At 61.3% G+C, this 16,032-nt stretch carries 13 protein-coding genes; 7 read left to right on the top strand and 6 right to left on the bottom strand.

All coding sequences use genetic code 11. The features are described from left to right. Nucleotides 1–27 precede the first annotated feature (27 nt). Both HX613_RS17880 and HX613_RS17875 read right to left on the bottom strand, forming a co-directional pair. A complete protein-coding gene (locus tag HX613_RS17880; RefSeq protein WP_235346565.1) occupies nt 28–1,785 on the bottom strand; it encodes a stealth family protein in 1,758 nt (585 codons plus the stop codon). Then, complete coding sequence (locus HX613_RS17875; protein WP_235346564.1) at nt 1,703–3,436, bottom strand: stealth family protein; 1,734 nt, start codon at nt 3,434–3,436, stop codon at nt 1,703–1,705. Before HX613_RS17875 ends, HX613_RS17880 begins: the two co-directional genes overlap by 83 nt. Nucleotides 3,437–3,677: 241 nt before the next feature. On the opposite strand from HX613_RS17875, the gene HX613_RS17870 reads away from it, so the two are divergent. The 5 genes from HX613_RS17870 to HX613_RS17850 are packed head-to-tail and all read left to right on the top strand — an operon-like array spanning nt 3,678 to nt 9,915. Then, the gene (locus tag HX613_RS17870) at nt 3,678–4,739 is read left to right on the top strand and encodes a TetR family transcriptional regulator C-terminal domain-containing protein (RefSeq protein WP_235346563.1); all 1,062 of its coding nucleotides are present in this window, start codon (nt 3,678–3,680) and stop codon (nt 4,737–4,739) included. Next, entirely contained in the window at nt 4,736–6,283 is a 1,548-nt protein-coding gene (locus tag HX613_RS17865) for an ABC transporter substrate-binding protein (protein ID WP_235346562.1), read from the top strand. Before HX613_RS17870 ends, HX613_RS17865 begins: the two co-directional genes overlap by 4 nt. 1 nt (nt 6,284) lies before the next feature. Then, on the top strand, nt 6,285–7,238 hold the full coding sequence (locus tag HX613_RS17860; protein WP_235346561.1) for an ABC transporter permease: 954 nt from the start codon (nt 6,285–6,287) through the stop codon (nt 7,236–7,238). Then, nucleotides 7,235–8,152 carry an ABC transporter permease gene (locus HX613_RS17855; RefSeq protein ID WP_198396709.1) on the top strand — a complete coding sequence of 306 codons (918 nt, stop codon included), beginning with the start codon at nt 7,235–7,237 and terminating at the stop codon, nt 8,150–8,152. The genes HX613_RS17860 and HX613_RS17855 overlap by 4 nt, the downstream gene beginning before the upstream one ends. Continuing rightward, entirely contained in the window at nt 8,152–9,915 is a 1,764-nt protein-coding gene (locus tag HX613_RS17850; protein WP_442862617.1) for an ABC transporter ATP-binding protein, read from the top strand. Before HX613_RS17855 ends, HX613_RS17850 begins: the two co-directional genes overlap by 1 nt. A 249-nt stretch (nt 9,916–10,164) precedes the next feature. Here HX613_RS17850 and HX613_RS17845 read toward each other — a convergent pair whose 3' ends face one another. Both HX613_RS17845 and HX613_RS17840 read right to left on the bottom strand, forming a co-directional pair. Next, complete coding sequence (locus HX613_RS17845) at nt 10,165–11,316, bottom strand: ABC transporter substrate-binding protein (RefSeq protein ID WP_235346559.1); 1,152 nt, start codon at nt 11,314–11,316, stop codon at nt 10,165–10,167. Beyond that, on the bottom strand, nt 11,267–12,268 hold the full coding sequence (locus HX613_RS17840; protein ID WP_235346558.1) for an ABC transporter substrate-binding protein: 1,002 nt from the start codon (nt 12,266–12,268) through the stop codon (nt 11,267–11,269). Before HX613_RS17840 ends, HX613_RS17845 begins: the two co-directional genes overlap by 50 nt. A gap of 84 nt (nt 12,269–12,352) precedes the next feature. Here HX613_RS17840 and HX613_RS17835 point away from each other — a divergent pair, with 84 nt between their 5' ends. Then, entirely contained in the window at nt 12,353–13,246 is an 894-nt protein-coding gene (locus tag HX613_RS17835; RefSeq protein ID WP_235346557.1) for a siderophore-interacting protein, read from the top strand. A 91-nt stretch (nt 13,247–13,337) separates the two neighbouring features. Here the strand turns inward: HX613_RS17835 and HX613_RS22810 are convergent, their stop codons facing one another. Continuing rightward, nucleotides 13,338–14,063 (bottom strand): helix-turn-helix transcriptional regulator, encoded by a 726-nt coding sequence (locus HX613_RS22810; RefSeq protein ID WP_235346556.1) that lies wholly within the window; start codon nt 14,061–14,063, stop codon nt 13,338–13,340. 153 nt (nt 14,064–14,216) lie between these two features. Between HX613_RS22810 and HX613_RS17825 the strand changes: the two genes are divergently transcribed. Beyond that, the gene (locus HX613_RS17825) at nt 14,217–15,218 is read left to right on the top strand and encodes an ABC transporter substrate-binding protein (protein ID WP_235346555.1); all 1,002 of its coding nucleotides are present in this window, start codon (nt 14,217–14,219) and stop codon (nt 15,216–15,218) included. A gap of 9 nt (nt 15,219–15,227) precedes the next feature. On the opposite strand, the gene HX613_RS17820 is transcribed toward HX613_RS17825, so the two are convergent. Beyond that, nucleotides 15,228–16,010: an IclR family transcriptional regulator gene (locus tag HX613_RS17820; protein ID WP_235346554.1), complete on the bottom strand. Its 783-nt coding sequence runs from the start codon at nt 16,008–16,010 to the stop codon at nt 15,228–15,230. Between the last annotated feature and the right edge of the window lie 22 nt (nt 16,011–16,032).

Genomic DNA, 16,032 nt, shown 5'->3' with positions numbered 1-16,032 from the left:
TGATGATCGCTTCAGATCGGCCGAGCGTCAGCGTTCGAAGGAGCTTCTGCAGGGGAAGTACGACTTGAGGAAGTCACCGACTTCCTCGTCGGTCAGCGGTTCCACATCATCCATCGGTGCGTCATTGAGGCACAACGTTGAACGGTTGCGCAGACGCAGCGTGTCTCGCAGCACCCAGCGGTAGTTGTCATCTCGGATATTGACGTAGCGATAGGTGATCGACGTGGCCACGGCTTTTCCTACGATCTGCGCATAGTAGTGGTACAGCTGGTCGGCAACGATATCTTCATGGTGTCGGAAACGGCTGGACCAGGTGTGGTCAAATGCCTCCGGGAATCTTTCCTCCATCTCGAAAAGCACGCTTTTGAGCAGCGGATACGGCGTGTGTTTGACGGCATGTGTCACAGTGATTCCGAATTCAGACTCCAACAGCCGTCGGATATTCCTGGTGAGATTGAAATGCGGGCCGTCCTCGGCGGTCGGTGCACCGAACGGACGATGGTTCTTGGACGGAAACGCCTTTGCCAAGCCGGTGGGCAGAAAGAAGTCATGGGGGCGGACCGGTTTCCCCAGCATCACGTCATCGTTGAGGTAGATGAAGTGTTCGCTCAGGCCCGGGATGTGGTGGAGCCGCGAGATGATCGAGTTGCTGTTGAACGTCGGAAGATGATCTGCATTGTCATAGATATCTGCATGGCTGATCATCTGGATCTTCGGATGATCAACATCAAGCCAGGCAGGGACTTGGCCCGAGGTGACGATGTAGATCCTTCTGAACCAGGGCGCGAAATACTCCAACGATCGTAGCGAGTACTTCAGTTCGTCCTTCGACTCGAAACGGGCTTCATGATTAGCTTCGGGGTGGTACTCATCGCCTGCGAGATCGGCTTCCAGCCGGCGCTTCGACTCGATCCACTTAGGGTCAGCCCCGTCGACCCAGGTGTACACGGCATCGATCGGAAACGTAATGTCTTCGAGCATGGTCCGGTTTAGCACTGCCGGGGTGCGGCAATCGCGTCCTGAGCCGGTCGAGGTCTTTTCAAGGGTGAATTCGGCATCGGACATGAGCTTGGCTGCACGGTTCTCCGCGGGTGCTTCGATCACCACCCGGGAATCCGAGACGATCTCCGTCCAGAACTCGATTGAGCAGCCGTATCGAAAACCGAATGCCCAGTTGGTGTCGGTGACCTTCTTCGGTGCGGTGACAGTGATTACTCGGACTTCGGGGTCTTGGCAGAGGTCTACCACTTCGGCGAGGGCGACCGCGGTCGACCGGGGAGTCTTGACGTAGATCGGAACGTTCGTCTTCGGTCGCATCAGGGCTGCGGCTGTGAGTGTTTTCGCTTCTTCTCTCACACCGATGCGATAGCCGCGGCCTGCATAGTCCTCGACCAGCCACCACTCTATCTTCCTTGAGTCAAGCGCATCGGTTACGTACTCAAAGTTCTCCAGCGCAGCCTGCGCCGGTGTCATCGCCGGAACCAGCAGATTCAGGAGGTCTCCGTGACGGGCCACATCATGTTCGAGTGCGAAGCCGTTCCGCTCGGACAGGCGGCGCTTCGTCTTACGTCTGCGCTTGTTCAACTGGCGCAGTTTCGCGAGCCCCGAACGACGCAGCCTGAGATATCTGTTCTCGCCTGAAACTCTGATGACAATCGGTTTCACCAACCCCACCAGAGTCGTGCTTAGCCCACTTCGCACATCAACCTGCTTTCTCACGCGTGAATGCATAGTTTTGCCGATCCTGGTTTGCCGTAATGCTGCGATTGACCACTCTGGCGACAACCGGTGCGTCGTCGCCGGCAGTCAACTCGAAGCTTGACGGCACCGGGAATCGGTCGTTCAAGAAGCTGCGGACCTTCCGATCGACGCGATCGGCCTCGGTCCGCGGAAGATCGGTCTCATTGATACAGCAGACGTCGAGATCGGTGCGGCGAGCGACACGACCCAATTGCAGAGTCAGATCCTCCCGCGCGAGATCCACAAACTGATATCCGATAGTCCCCTCGACCGATCTTCCCTGCGCGTAGGCATCGAAATGGTGCAGGGACGCTGGAATGGAGAAGTCCTCGGGCGCCCGGAACTGAGAGGCCGCAACCTGAGCGAACATGTCTGGTGCATCGCGCTCCATCTTTTCCAGCAGCGGTCTGAGCTGAGCGTACGGAGCGTGCTGCATTCGGTGCGTCACGGTCCTTCCATATTTCTCCAGCAAGTAGTCGCGGCCTTGCTTCGCCGCAGAGATGATCGGCAGATCTCGTGGTGACCATCCGTCGACATCGATGGGGACGATGGAGGGGAAGTGCTTGGCCAATCCGTTGCCGGTATAAAACAGCTCGGGTTCAGTGGGGCGGAGGAAGAAGCAATCGTCGTTGAGGTACAGATATCGGTCGCTCAGGCCCGGGATGTGGTGAAGCTGGGACTCGATCGCGTGCGAGTTGAAGACCGGAAGCACCTCCGGATCGGTGAAGATCTCACGATGGTCGATGACAGTGATCTGTGGGTGATCGGTGTTCAGCCACGCCGGTATCTGATTGTCTGTGACGATGAATATGTGTCGTGCCCACGAGGCGTAGTACTCCAGGGACCTCAGCGAGTACCGCAACTCGTCTCGTGAGGTGAATCGCGAATCCGCGAGCGCGCTCGGTTCCGTGAAATTGAGATCGACGTCCTTGCGCGCAGCGTGCATTCGTCGTCTCCACGCAGGATCATCGCCGTCGACCCAGGTGTAGACGATGTCGACTGGTTCGTGCAGTGCTTTGAGATGTGGAGCAGGCAGACGAAGGATCGAGCCGTTCGTCAAGGCATGCTGCCAGATGCTCGGGGTGATGTAGTCGACCACCAGGTCATGTTGCGGCTGTTTCCGACGTAGAGTCCCTGGCAAATGCACGGCCCCATCAGCGCGGGTGATACCCGGTCCCAGATACTCCCAGATCTCGACGGTGACAATCTCCTTCGCTGTGCTCAGCTCCCTGCCGTTGGGAGCGACACAGTGGCGGAGGCAGCGGATGGCAGCTAGGCGGTCTGGGATCTTCGTCGCTTGAGTGACACTGACCGTGCGGCCTCTGCCGTCGGCCAGGTGCATGCTCCACGATTCGTCGGTCCGAGAACCGAGAAGCTGCTTGGAGATGGCTGTCAGTGCCGCGGAAGCGTGAGGGGCGGCGACAACGATCGTGGGGTGAAAAGGTGTGGTGTCGGGCAGTTCGACGAAGTCGACGGCAGCCAGCCACAGGGCTCGGCGGACGTCGGCCAAGCTCGAAGCCTGGGCCGATCGTGCGTCATAGACATCGCTGATCTGGGAGGTCGGATTCGGCGGTGGGGTGCTGATGACCTGCTGCCACGCGTGTTCTCCATGGCGCAATTTGGAGATCCAGTGTTTGCGCTCAGGGGTGAGGCGCCGCGTGATCGCAGATCGGATCGACCTGGGTGAGAACCACAAGATGAGCTCCTCCTCAATTTGCGAATAGACCGGTCGATGCTTCCTTGCAAAGGCCTGCCTATAGGGATGCACTCTAGCCTGTGAGATGCGCCAGGCTCAGGCAACGCACCGAGGAACCTCAACAACGATGCCCGCAAAAACGACGTCCGCAGGTGGCACCGGCAATTCGGAAAATCACAAAAAACTAACAAACTCCCCAGTAACGATTGCCAAAATCGCAACTTCTGTGCAGAATGTAGTGGTGGTTGAGACGAGCAATGGTGCAGGCAACAGCCAGGAGTCCCTGCTGAGCCGTGTCCGTGACGCGATCCGAACTGCTGGAATCAACCACAGCGAAGTCGCTCGCAACATCGGCATCGAGCCGAGCAAACTCTCCAAGTCTCTGGCTGGGACACGGAACTTCCGGGTCGAGGAGATCTCCCGAATCGCCTCCCTGACCAGCGTCAGTACGGACTGGCTCACGACCGGACGGTCGGTCCAACCGCCTCGGCGACGGACTGTCCCACATTTCCACGCCGTCCCAGGAGACGCACAGACTAGAACCGATGAGACCGCTGGAGTTGGTGGCAGCGCGGCGTCGCGGGACTTACCCGAGCCAGTGCCGGACCTGGCGAAGATTGGGGCAGGGGAGTGGATGTCGAAGGGCAAACGCAACCGGCACAAGATCGTCGTCGCGGCCTGGGAGCTCTACGCCGACCGGGGTGTTGACGATGTGCGTACGGAAGATGTCGCGCGGGCCAGCGGGCTGAGCACCTCGGCGGTCAACTATCACTTCCGCTCCAAGGCGCAGCTGCTGCAGGCGACACTGCGCCACACCCTCGACGTCCTCTCCGGCATCCGCGGGCTGATCGATCCCGAAGATCCCTTGAGGACTCTGCGCGAATTCGCGCGCGTCCACGCCGGCGTCAACGACAAGATCCGACGCGTCTGGTCAATCTGGGTCCAAAGCTGGGCCCGCGCCGCCGTTGACGAGCACGCCCGAGCCACCCTCACCGAGGTGTACTCGGAGTGGTTCGAGATGTTCGCCTCCGTCGTCCTCGCCGGCCAGAAGGTGGGCACCATCCGCACCGGTGACACCATCCTCATGGCCAAGGGCCTGAGCGTCTTCATCGACGGACTCGGCGTTGCACGCAGCACTGGTCAGATGAGCATCACCGATGCCGAAGCGCTGCAGATGCTCGATGACTATCTCAGCGAACACATCGCGGCCACCGGGCGCGACCAGGTCCTGGCCGCAACGGACTCGCCTGGCACTAAGACACCTGACCGACCCGCACCGCACCCGCAGGAAGAAGGCACATGAACACACCGAATCGAAGACAAGCGCTGGGGGCCGGGCTGTCGATATCAGCACTCGCTGGCTTGAGCGCCTGCGGGGGCGGCTCCGTCGGTGCCGCCGACGCAGGGAAACCAATCAAGGGCGGAAGCCTGCGCGTGGGAGTCACCGGCGGCAACTCCGCGGACACCGTCGACGCCCATATTCCGGTCAACAGCGGCGACGTCTGCCGCGCTGTGAACCTGTACAACGCGCTCTACGGGTGGGATGACGACTCTCAGGTCGTGCCGCTGCTGGCGGAGTCCTTCGAGTCCAACGCCGACGCCACCGTCTGGACGTGCACCCTGAAGCAGGGCATCAAGTTCTCCGACGGCAGTCCGATCACCCCGGACGATGTGATCTTCACCTTCAAGCGGATTACGGACCCCGATGATCCCAAGACCGCGGCAGCGAACTTCTCCATGCTCGACAAAGTCGTCGCCAAGGATGACCGCACCGTGGAGTTCCGCCTCAGTGAGGCCAACGGACTGTTCAAGGATGCAGTCGCCGAATACACCGCGGCGATCGTCCCTGAAGGCTACGACCCGGAGAACCCCGTGTGTTCAGGGCCATTCAAACTCAAATCGTTCACCCCGGCCCAGTCGACGGTGCTCGTGCCCAATGAGCACTACTTTGACTACGACAAGCTGTACCTCGACGAGGTGCAGCTGCTGAACTTCAACGACTCAGACGCACTCATCAACGCGCTCCTGTCAACCCAGGTCGACGCGATCGCGCAGATCCCAGTGGCACTGGTCGAGGTCATCGACGCCGATGAACGCATGGCCATTCTCAACTCCGAGACCGGCATGTGGCTGCCGCTGACCATGCGTGTGGACAAGAAGCCATTCGACGACGTCAAGGTGCGCCAGGCCTTCCGCCTCGTCGTCGACCGGGAACAGATGATCGAACAGGTCCTGTCCGGTTTCGGCACTGTCGGCAACGATATGTTCGGGCCGCTGAGCGAGAACTATCCCGAGTTCCCGCAGCGCAAGCAGGATATTCCGAAAGCCAAGAAGCTCCTCGCCGAGGCAGGCTATCCCGATGGTCTCGACGTCGAGTTGGTGACGGCTCCGATTCAGTCCGGTGCCGTCGAATCCGCTCAGGTCTTCGCTCAGCAGGCCGCCGAGGCCGGTATCCGGGTCAAGATCCGCAGGGTCGACGCGACGACGTTCTTCGGCGAAGAATACCTGCAGTGGGACTTCGCGCAGGACTTCTGGTACACCCGAGATTTCCTGCCGCAGGTCATCTCCTGCGCTCTCGAAGAGTCGCCGTTCAACGAAACCCACTGGGACGACCCCGCCTTCAACAAGGTCTTCGACAAGGTCCGCGGCATTCCCGAGGTCGAGAAGAGACGCGACGGCGAACACGAACTGCAGAAGATGCTCTACGACGAAGGCGGCTACATCGTGTGGGGATTCGCCAACCAGGTCGATGCTTTCCAGAAGTACGTCGGCGGGCTGGTCAAGAACTCCACCGGGCGGCCCCTGGGCGGCTGGCGGTTCGACCGCGTATGGATCGGAAAGGTGTGACATGTTCGGAAAAGTCATCGGACGCAGGCTGATCTTCTCCGCCTTCATCCTCCTCGCAGTCTCCCTCCTCGTCTTCGGCGCCACGTTGCTGCTGCCCGGCGACGCAGCTCGAGCCATTCTCGGCCAGCAGGCCACTCCGGAGCGCATCGCCGCCCTCAACGAGCAGTTGGGTCTCAACCAGCCTGCCTGGCAGCGGTACTTCTCCTGGCTGGGTGGACTCTTCGTCGGCGACTTCGGCACCTCGACGGCCAGCGGCGGTTCCGTGGCGCAGCTCCTGGGCGATCGAGTCGGAAGCTCGTTCATCCTCATGGCCGCGGCCGCCATCATCTCGGTGCCTTTGGGCATCGGCTTGGGCGTCTACCAGGCACTGCACCGTGGTGGCCGACGCGATCAGGCGATGACTGGCCTCAGCCTCGTCTTCGCGGCTATGCCGGAGTTCGTCATCGGCATCGGCCTCATCGCGATCTTCGCGACTTCAGTCTTCCAGATTCTGCCGGCTGTGACCCTGGCTCCGCCGGGCGAACCCGTCTGGGGGCGACCCGAGCAGCTCATTCTGCCTACACTGACCCTCATCCTCGTCGTCACTCCCTACATTGTGCGGATGATGCGCGCGACGATGATCGAGGTCCTCGACTCCGGTTTTGTGGAGATGGCCCGACTCAAGGGCGTACCCGAGACTCGTGTCATCATGCGCCATGCTGTGCCCCACGCGTTGGGACCGGTTGCACAGGTCGTGGCGATCCAGCTGGCGTGGTTGGCCGGCGGCGTGGTCGTCGTCGAGTTCCTGTTCCGCTATCCGGGCCTGGGCCAAGCGCTCATCGATGCGGTGACCTACCGTGATGTGCAGGTCGTGCAGGCGATCTCCATGCTTGTCGCCGCTGTCTACGTCGTGGTGAACCTGGCGGCCGATGTCGTCGGCATCCTCACCAACCCGAAGCTGAGGAGTGCAGCATGAGCACGAACACGAATAGCCTCGACGACCTCAAATCCGCAGCGGTCGACGGTGGTGAGGTGCCCAAGGAATCACAGACTACCTACACGCCGTTCTTCAAGCGCGTGCTGGCACAGAAGCAGGGCAAGATCGGTCTGACACTGACCATCATCGTCCTCCTCCTGGCCTTCTGCGGACCGCTGCTGCTGCCCTGGGCCACCGGCAACACGGCGACCGAATTCGTCGCCAAGCCCTTCAGCCCACATGGGCTCTTCGGTTCGGACAACCTCGGCCGTGATGTGCTCTCCCGGTTCTTCGCCGGTGGACTCACCCTCATCGTGTACTCGGTCCTCGCCACCGCGCTCGGCATGATTCTGGGCGCGATCATCGGCATGCTCGCAGCCTATGTGGGCGGGACCTTCGATGCGATCATCATGCGCCTCAACGATGTCATCCTCGCCGTCCCGCAGCTGGTGTTCGCGCTGCTGGCCATCACCGTGCTGGGTCCACAAGGGTGGGTGCTGGTGACCGTCATCGGCGTGACCCATGCCCCACGCATCGCCCGCGTCGCACGCTCAGCAACTCTGGGCGTCATCACCGAGGACTACATCCTCGCCGCAGAGATGTATGCGATGCCGCGGTGGAAGGTGCTGCTGCGTGAGCTGCTGCCCAATATCACCGGGCCGCTGAGTGTTGAGGCCGGGCTGCGCCTGACCTACTCGATCGGATACATCGCGTCTCTGTCGTTCTTAGGACTCGGCCTGCAGCCGCCCGCGGCTGACTGGGGCCTGATGATCAATGAGAACCGGATCGCGCTGAGCATCCAACCTTGGGGTGTGCTGCTGCCGGTGATCGCCATCGCGCTGCTCACCATCGGCACCAACCTGCTTGCGGACTCCTTCGCCAGGGCCACCGCATCGACTTCAGTGGAGGCATGATGACCACCGAGACAACCACCGTCCATCATGATGATGCCAACGTTCCCAACGAGAAGATCGTCCTGCGAGTGACCGATCTGAAGATCGCGACGACTGCCGGCAATGAGATCCTCCACGGCGTGAACTTCGCGCTCAGCCGCGGTGAGATCCTCGGCCTCGTGGGGGAGTCGGGATCGGGCAAGACCACGGCCGGCTTGGCCTGCATGGGCCACTTCCGGGAGGGACTGAAGTTCGCCTCCGGGTCCGTGAGCCTGTGGCCCCGCGGTGATGACACCGCCGTCGAGGTGGTCGAACTCGACGAGGTGGCCGTGCGGTCCCTGCGCGGGTCGCGGATCGCCTACATCCCCCAGGACCCTGCGCTCTCGCTCAACCCTGCGATGCGGGTGGGTGAGCAGATCCGTGAGGTCCTCGACATCCACGAATTCGGCAACTCCGAGGCCGAACGCACCGAGCGGGTGGCCGCAGTCCTCGTCGATGTCGGACTGCCCGGTGACAAGACCTACCAGAAGCGGTGGCCGCACCAGCTCTCCGGTGGTCAGCAGCAGCGCATCGGCATCGCCATGGCCTTTGCCATGTACCCCGATGTGCTCATCCTCGACGAACCCACCACCGGTCTCGACGTGTCCACGCAGGCCGTCGTCCTCGACACGATCCGCCAGATGACTGTGGCGAACAATGTCGCCGGTCTCTACATCACCCACGACCTTGCGGTGATCAAGGACATCTCCGACCGGGTGGCAGTGATGCTGCGCGGGGACCTCGTCGAAGAGGGCCCGGTGGAGTCCGTGCTCCAGGACCCGCAGCACGAGTACACGAAGATGCTCATGTCCGCCGTACCGGACCTTGCCGGTCGCAAGACCATCGGCGAAGGTGCGGCAGCGGAACCGGAGCCCGAATCCAAGGCCACGCACATTCTCGTCTCGGACAAGGAGTCGAAGTCTGAGGACTCGAGCGAAGCTGCGGAAGCGCAGGGTTCGGCGGATTCCGCGGGCGGTGGAGCCACCTCGGCGAGTGCACCGTTGCTTCAGGTCACGGATGTGGCACTGGCCTACGGGAAGGCGCAGATCCTCGACGGGATCAACATGACGCTGGAGCCCGGTGACTGCACGCTGCTGTTGGGGGAATCAGGGTCGGGCAAGACGACCCTGTCCCGGTGCGTCGCCGGGCTCAACGATGACTACTCCGGCACCGTGCGGCTGCGCGGTAAGGAGCTGGCGAAGTCGACGCGGAAGCGGACGAACGAGCAGCGGGTGAGCATCCAATATGTGTTCCAGTCCCCGTTCTCCTCGCTAAACCCAAGGCGCTCGATCGGTCAGTCGCTGACCGTTCCGCTGGAGATGAGCGGTGAGGGCACTGCCGCGAGCCGGAAGGCGAAGGTCGAAGAAGCCCTGGACTCTGTGCGCCTCGGTCGCAGCTTCTATCACCGTCGGCCAGGTGACCTCTCCGGTGGTGAGCGGCAGAGAGCCGCGATCGCCAGAGCATTGGTCAACCAGCCCTCGGTGCTGGTCTGCGATGAGATCACCTCAGCGCTCGACGTCAGCGTGCAGGCCTCGATCATCGGGCTGCTGCGCACGCTGCGCAAGGAACACCAGTTGGCGATGCTGTTCGTGACGCACAATATTGCGCTCTCACGCCATATCGCGGACAACCTCGCGGTGCTCAACAAGGGCACAATCGTCGACTATGGGCCGACTGCCCAGGTTCTGGAGACTCCGAAGCATGAGTACACGCGCACGCTGATCGCGGACGTACCGAAGTTCTGAGGGCGCAGCCTTGAGAACGGTGGAAGAGGGAATTCGTGATCGATATCAGTCCTCCCCCGTCTCATTGAAGACGGACAAGATTGCGAAAAGGGGCATGAGCCACGCTGTAAATGCAGATGGTGCCCTGTTCGATTCGCGCTCGATCGGTGTCATTCGACTCAACTGAGCTCGCCGTCGACGTCGGTGTTACGTCCGTTCGGTTCTCGTGACGACTCTGGGCTGATCGAAAGAAGGGCGCGACAGGCGTCGCTACGGGACGATGTCCTCGATCTTAGGGAGAAGCTTGTCGAGGGCATAAGGGACACTCAAAACGGTGTTATGGGAGAGTGCATCGGATGCGGGCGCCGGATAGATATAGTCGCCGCGTTTCGCGATATCGAGTGACTTGAACGTGGGGTGTTCGTTGAGGTCCACTGTCGGAGCACCACAATCGTCGATGACGAGGAGAAGATCGTAGTCTTCGAACATCGACAGATTCTCGGCGCTGATCTCCGCGTAATAGTTGTCGGCGGCGGCTTCATCGACCTCCTCGGGGACTGTAAAGCCCAGTTCGGAGAGGAACTCGCCACGCGGGTCTGTTGTCGGATAGAGGGCGAAACCGCCATTTTCCAGGGGGCAACCGACAGCCGCTGTCTTTCCCTTGAATTCGGTGTGTTCGTCCCGGGCTTTAGTGAACGCTTCCTCTGTGTCCTTCACCCATTGATCTGCTTCTTCATCGCGATCGACGGCGTCGCCGATCATCTGCATTTCCTGGTCATAGGGCACGGCGTAGGGTGCGGCGTCCTTTGGATTCGCGATTGTGGGGGCAACTTCCGAGAGGCGGTCGTACGTCTGCTGGTCGAGGCCAGCATCGAGACCGACGATGAGGTCAGGTTCCTCGGCCGCGATCTCTTCGAAGGGCAGGTCGGTCGCTGAGCTCGGGATGATAGCAGGCGGGTCACCGTCCAGGTACGGTTCGGCCCAGAGCCCCACCCCGGAGGAGTACTCCGAATACCACTGATGAACCATCACGGGCTGGATCCCTAGTGCCAGCAAGGCATCGTGCTCGCGGAAACCGACTGACACTATGCGCTCAGGAGTGCCTTCCACAGTCGTTTTTCCGAAGGCATGCTCAACGGTCCGTGTCTCGGCATCGCCTTGTGTGCTTGGGCCTTCATCTTCAGGGTCTGTCAGCGAGCATGCTGAGATCAGCACCAAGAAAGTCGGTAGGACCAGCATCTGAAGTGCTCTTTTTGACCACATCATTACTCCGTCTCCTGCATCTAGATCGCCCCGCAGCTGTCCAGAATGACGATAGTCACTCGACTTGGAAGCCTCGACTCGAATAATGAAAGCGAACCATAGGTGACTCTCATTTGCGGAGCTCATCGACTCGGCTGAAGACAGCATCAAGCTGATCAAGGGCCCAAGGGATGGATGTGACCGTGGGCATCGAGAGGGCGTTGGCCGATACCGCATCGGCAGTGAAATAGGTGTTGTTCTGCACTGCGGAGAGGTTGTCCCAGCCTGCGATATCTGTGGGATCGGCATCGATCGGCCACATGATCATGAGATCTGTGTCGAGAAGATCGATCTTCTCCGGTGAGATGAAGGTCCGCCCCTCGTCACCGGCAGCTTGAATATTATCGGGGATCACGATTCCCAAGTCAGACAGAAATTCATTGGCAGGATCCGCGTCATCGGTGACCACAGCCAGACCGTTCGAGCTGACTTGGCCGAATACACCTGTCGCACCTTCAAGATTTCTGTATGTCTGCTCGGTCTTCGCGATTCGGGTCTCGACATCAGACACCAACTCGTCAGCCCGGTCGTCCTCCGCGGCGATTTCCCCAGCCAGGGTGGTCGCCTCCCGCCAATCATTGACCACGCCACCGCCGACCACACCGACGGTCGGCGCGATTTCGCTGAGACGGTCATAAGTGGTTTGATCAGGCAAATACCCTGCGAGAATCAGGTCCGGTTCGACCGCACCGATATCTTCCAGGTAATCGGCTGCGGGGTTCGTAACGGAGAGACCGTCGTAGGTGATTTCCTGGTCCGCGCTCCAATTGGCCCAGGGCCCACCGCTGTCCAACTGCTCGGAGTGCACGACCATGGCCATGTCGACATCGAGCTCGCCCAGGGCATCGCTCCAGGTTTGGTCGAGGGAAACGATCCGCTGCGGCCTCGCCGGAACCTCGGTGGTGCCCTGAGCATGTTGGACGGTGAAGGATTCGACTGCCCCATCGGCATCCGCGATGTCGTCGGCTTTGCCGCTGGTGCAGGAGGAGACGCTGACCAGTGACAACACGATCAGCGCCAGACTGGTGGTGAGGCCTCTACAGGCCACCATGCGGCTGGAAGGCTGGGTCATGTCTGTTCTCCTCGCATTCATAGCCACTGCAGGCTCTGAAACTCATGTTAGCCTACCCTAAGCTTTGGTGGGTAGGGTGTGGTTATGGATTCCGTCAAAGCTGCGATTCGGGAGATCGGTCGTCAGCGTCCGCTGCTCACGTTGAATCTCGAGGTCTTGCGCGTCACCGATCTGTCGTTCGGATTTCGCCGCCTCACTCTGCGTGGCAGGGAGATTGACGAGTACCTCGATCCTCTTGTCGCGGATGGCTTCAAAGTCATGATCCCGCCCTTTGACGCACTCGACCGCAAATTGGAGGCCCCTGAACGGGACGAACAGGGGCTTCCTATCTGGCAGGAACACGTGGAGCCGCGTTTACGTGCTCTGACGGTGAGGAGCCTTGACCGGGCCCGCCAGCTGATGGCCGTGGACGTGTGCACTCATTCCGATGGTCTGCTTAACCGCTGGCTGTCGGTGATTGCACCGGGCGACAATGTCTCACTCAGCGGTATGCGCGTGGAGTGGTTTCTGCCCGCAGAGATCGAGCGATTGGTGTTGATCGCAGACGAAGCGGGAGTGGCTGCACTGGCAGCGATAGTCGAATCTCTGCCGGTAGACCTCATGACCACGGCAACTCAGATCTTGGTGCCGGAATCGACACGTGAATATGTCGAGGGAATCCAGGCCGAGGTGCCGAAATCCGCTGTAACTTACCTACCGAATCTGACCGGCAGCACAGCGAATCTCATCACGACCGGAGGGTGCCGAACTCAGGTGTGGATTGCCGCGGAGACAGCCGCAGTCCGATCGCTGAGGTCGACAGCCAAATACGAGTGGAACGTGGACCCTCGGGATCTGCTCGCCCGAGCGTACTGGCACAGGACTCTCAACGCCAGCGCCGTGGACGCCCGCGACCTGGAGCGCCACCGGAAGGCGCTGGATGAAGGTGCGGATATTCACGATCCGCAATTAGCCGAGGATCTCAGCCTGAAAGATTGAGGTTGAGGACCTCTCGGATTGGGCCGCCGTGATGCTGCGCGGCGACCTCGTCAAAGTTGGACCGGTCGTCACCTTAGCGCCTTAGGCGCAGTCACCTCTCGCGGGATTGCCTGACCGCACCCGCTAAATCAGCGGAAAGCTCCTTGCGCGTGAGGTGAGTGAGGCGGCCGACTGCCTTGACGAGTCCGTCGGATCCGTCGTAGCCGACAGCACGGGCGGCGGAGGCGACTGGGGATCCCGCACGGATTCTGCGCAGGGCCAGGTTGAGTCGCGTTCTCGTCCGCCACTGTACGAACGAGATGCCGAGGTCATCTTTGAAGATCCGTTCGACGTGCCGCGGGCTCATGGAATGCCGCGTGGCGACCGCCGTCAGCGGCACCAGCAGACTCGTGTGATCGTCCATGATTGCTCTGACAGCTCGGTGCTGCGCAGCCGGGATGGAGAAGTCATCGGCGGCAAGGGCATTCAGCTCCGCATCGAGGGCTTTCCGGAGGGGCCTCCGCTCGGCCTCGGAGCTCGGGGAGACGGCCAGGATGAGCAGAATCGTCTCGCGGATGGCCGGTGAGCGGCGTATGTGCAGGAACCCCTCGGGAGGTTCCGTCTGCGACGATAGCCGCGGCCCGAGCATGATGGAGTCCGGTTTCGCCGTGACCGAATGGTCGACGCCCGACCCCAACCACAGACTGGATTCGGCAGCGAGGCTGATACCTGTCGGTTCCGGCCCGCTCCCGGGAAGGTGCACGTCCACCGAGCCGCTGACGACATGGATGAGCAGCGGGTATGAGTGGCTGTGGCGATCATGGCCGGTGAAGACCACAGGTCTTTCTGTCTCGGTCTCGATGTGCCGAAGGTGATCATGTCGCGCTGGTCGAATGATGGTGTCGCCTTTGTCGTAGGTCGATCATGAAGTTTGGTTAGGCTGGGCTATGTTCTCCGATTCTAGTCCCGGCCCAGCCAGCAGAGGTATCCAATGTCCTTCCTTCGTCGCATCAGCGCTCTCCTTCTGGGCTCGAGCATCCTGCTCGTCAGTGCATGTTCAGGTCCCTCGAACGCATCTGATGACGACCCGTCGCCGAGCGAATCGCCGACCCGTGTGGTGACGACTGAGCAGGGAGACGTCGACGTTCCCGCCGACCCGCAGAGAGTGGTTGTGCTCAACTACGCGCTCGCCGGTTACCTCTACGATCTCGATGTGCCGGTCGTCGCCACGACCCCCGAGGTGACAGGGCCCGATGGGGAATTCTCACAGTTCTGGGCGGAGAAAGCCGAGGCTCAGGGGACCGAGTTCCTCCCGTGGAGCAACGATGGATTCGATCTGGAGTCCATCATCGCGGCCGATCCGGACCTCATCATCGCCGGAGGGATCGGGTTCCCGCTCAAGCATGCGACCGACGCCTACGACAGGCTGCAGGAAGTGGCGCCGACGGTCATCGTATCCGGAGATGAACAGACCTGGCAGGACCAGTTCTCATTCATCGCCTCCGATGTGCTGGGCCAGCAGGAGGCCTATGAGAAGTTCGAATCCGCATATGACGATCGAGCCGCCGAGGTGAAGGACAATATCGCGGTCCCCGAGGGGGAGATCTCCGTTCTCACGCTCGACAGCAAGGAAACCCCGTACATCCTCATCGAGGGCAAGAGCCTGGCAGCAGAGCTCGAGCCACTTGGCTTCACGACCGCTCCGCTGTTCGCGGAGAACGACATCGAACCCTACACCGCAGGCGGAGACATGTTCGGGCCGTCGCTCGAGGTTCTGCCCGATGTTCTCCGCTCGGAAACGGTCTTCGTCGTCGGCTTCAACAATGCGAACATCGGCGTCGAGAACCTCAAGGACGAATCGCCCTATGACCGTGTTCCCGCCTTCAAGTCCGGTCAGGTCCACGACCTTCCGTACTGGTCGATGCGAGGCGACTACGACGAGGTCATGGCGCTGTTCGACACTGTCGAGGACATGTTTCCGAAGACGAAGTGACGAGGGCCCTCAATCGGCGGCGAGGTCCAGCCCGCAGTCCCGGCATGCGGCGTCGAGTGCGCTGCGCACCTTCTCCGAGGCGAGTGCCTGACGTCGTCGAGTCGGAACTGCGACACTGATCGCGGCCACAGCCGAACCACCGGGCCCGTGCACCGCCATCCCGCGCGCCGCGACACCGCGTTCGGTGCGTTCTCGGTTCATCGCCGACCCATTGTGCCGGATCGTCTCGAGCCCTCCCAAAAAGTGGGCGAACTCCTTGTCGTCGAGGAATTCGCCAGAGGCCTGTGCCGAGCGTGAGCGGTAGAGGTGGGCGAGTACCCGCGGGTCGAGCTCGGCCAACAGGGCCTGGCCACCGGAGGTATGGCGAGCGGGGAGGATCTCACCGGCTCGGCTGCCGATGCGGACGATGTCGGTGCCTTCCTCGCTGGCGAGGAAGCGTGTGGTTGTGCCGACGCGGACCATGACGTTGCTCGTCTCACCCGTCCGGGCCGAGAGCGCGACGAGATGTGGACGGGCGATCTGCAGCAGACGGCGATGACCCGACTGGGCCCCGGCGTTGGCGACGATTCCCGGCCCCGGATGGTAGACCCGGGACTCATCCTGAACGGAGAAGCCTCGATAGACGAGCATGCTCAGCAGCCGATGCGCCGTCGAAGGGCTGACCTGCAGTTCCGCAGCCGCATCCGTGAGTTTGAGCGCACCCGTGTCCCGCAGCATTTGCAGCAGGCGCAGCGTGTTGTCGACCGACTGCAGAAGATGCGTCGGCTTTTCAGCGATCCGGCGACGATCCATGCCCCGACTCTACGGCGGAATT

Source organism: Brevibacterium sp. UCMA 11754, from assembly GCF_021532275.1.
In the GTDB taxonomy this organism is placed as follows: domain Bacteria; phylum Actinomycetota; class Actinomycetes; order Actinomycetales; family Brevibacteriaceae; genus Brevibacterium.
The sequence above is the reverse complement of the archived record's forward strand: the minus strand, read 5'-3'. Positions and strand labels throughout refer to the sequence as shown.

What these genes read in the sequence shown, in the direction of transcription:
- HX613_RS17850 (WP_442862617.1), top strand. Translation starts at nt 8,152, where the DNA reads ATGACCACCGAGACAACCACCGTCCATCATGATGATGCCAACGTTCCC.
- HX613_RS17855 (WP_198396709.1), top strand. Translation starts at nt 7,235, where the DNA reads ATGAGCACGAACACGAATAGCCTCGACGACCTCAAATCCGCAGCGGTC.
- HX613_RS17860 (WP_235346561.1), top strand. Translation starts at nt 6,285, where the DNA reads ATGTTCGGAAAAGTCATCGGACGCAGGCTGATCTTCTCCGCCTTCATC.
- HX613_RS17840 (WP_235346558.1), bottom strand. Translation starts at nt 12,268, where the DNA reads ATGACCCAGCCTTCCAGCCGCATGGTGGCCTGTAGAGGCCTCACCACC.
- HX613_RS17865 (WP_235346562.1), top strand. Translation starts at nt 4,736, where the DNA reads ATGAACACACCGAATCGAAGACAAGCGCTGGGGGCCGGGCTGTCGATA.
- HX613_RS17835 (WP_235346557.1), top strand. Translation starts at nt 12,353, where the DNA reads ATGGATTCCGTCAAAGCTGCGATTCGGGAGATCGGTCGTCAGCGTCCG.
- HX613_RS17820 (WP_235346554.1), bottom strand. Translation starts at nt 16,010, where the DNA reads ATGGATCGTCGCCGGATCGCTGAAAAGCCGACGCATCTTCTGCAGTCG.
- HX613_RS17825 (WP_235346555.1), top strand. Translation starts at nt 14,217, where the DNA reads ATGTCCTTCCTTCGTCGCATCAGCGCTCTCCTTCTGGGCTCGAGCATC.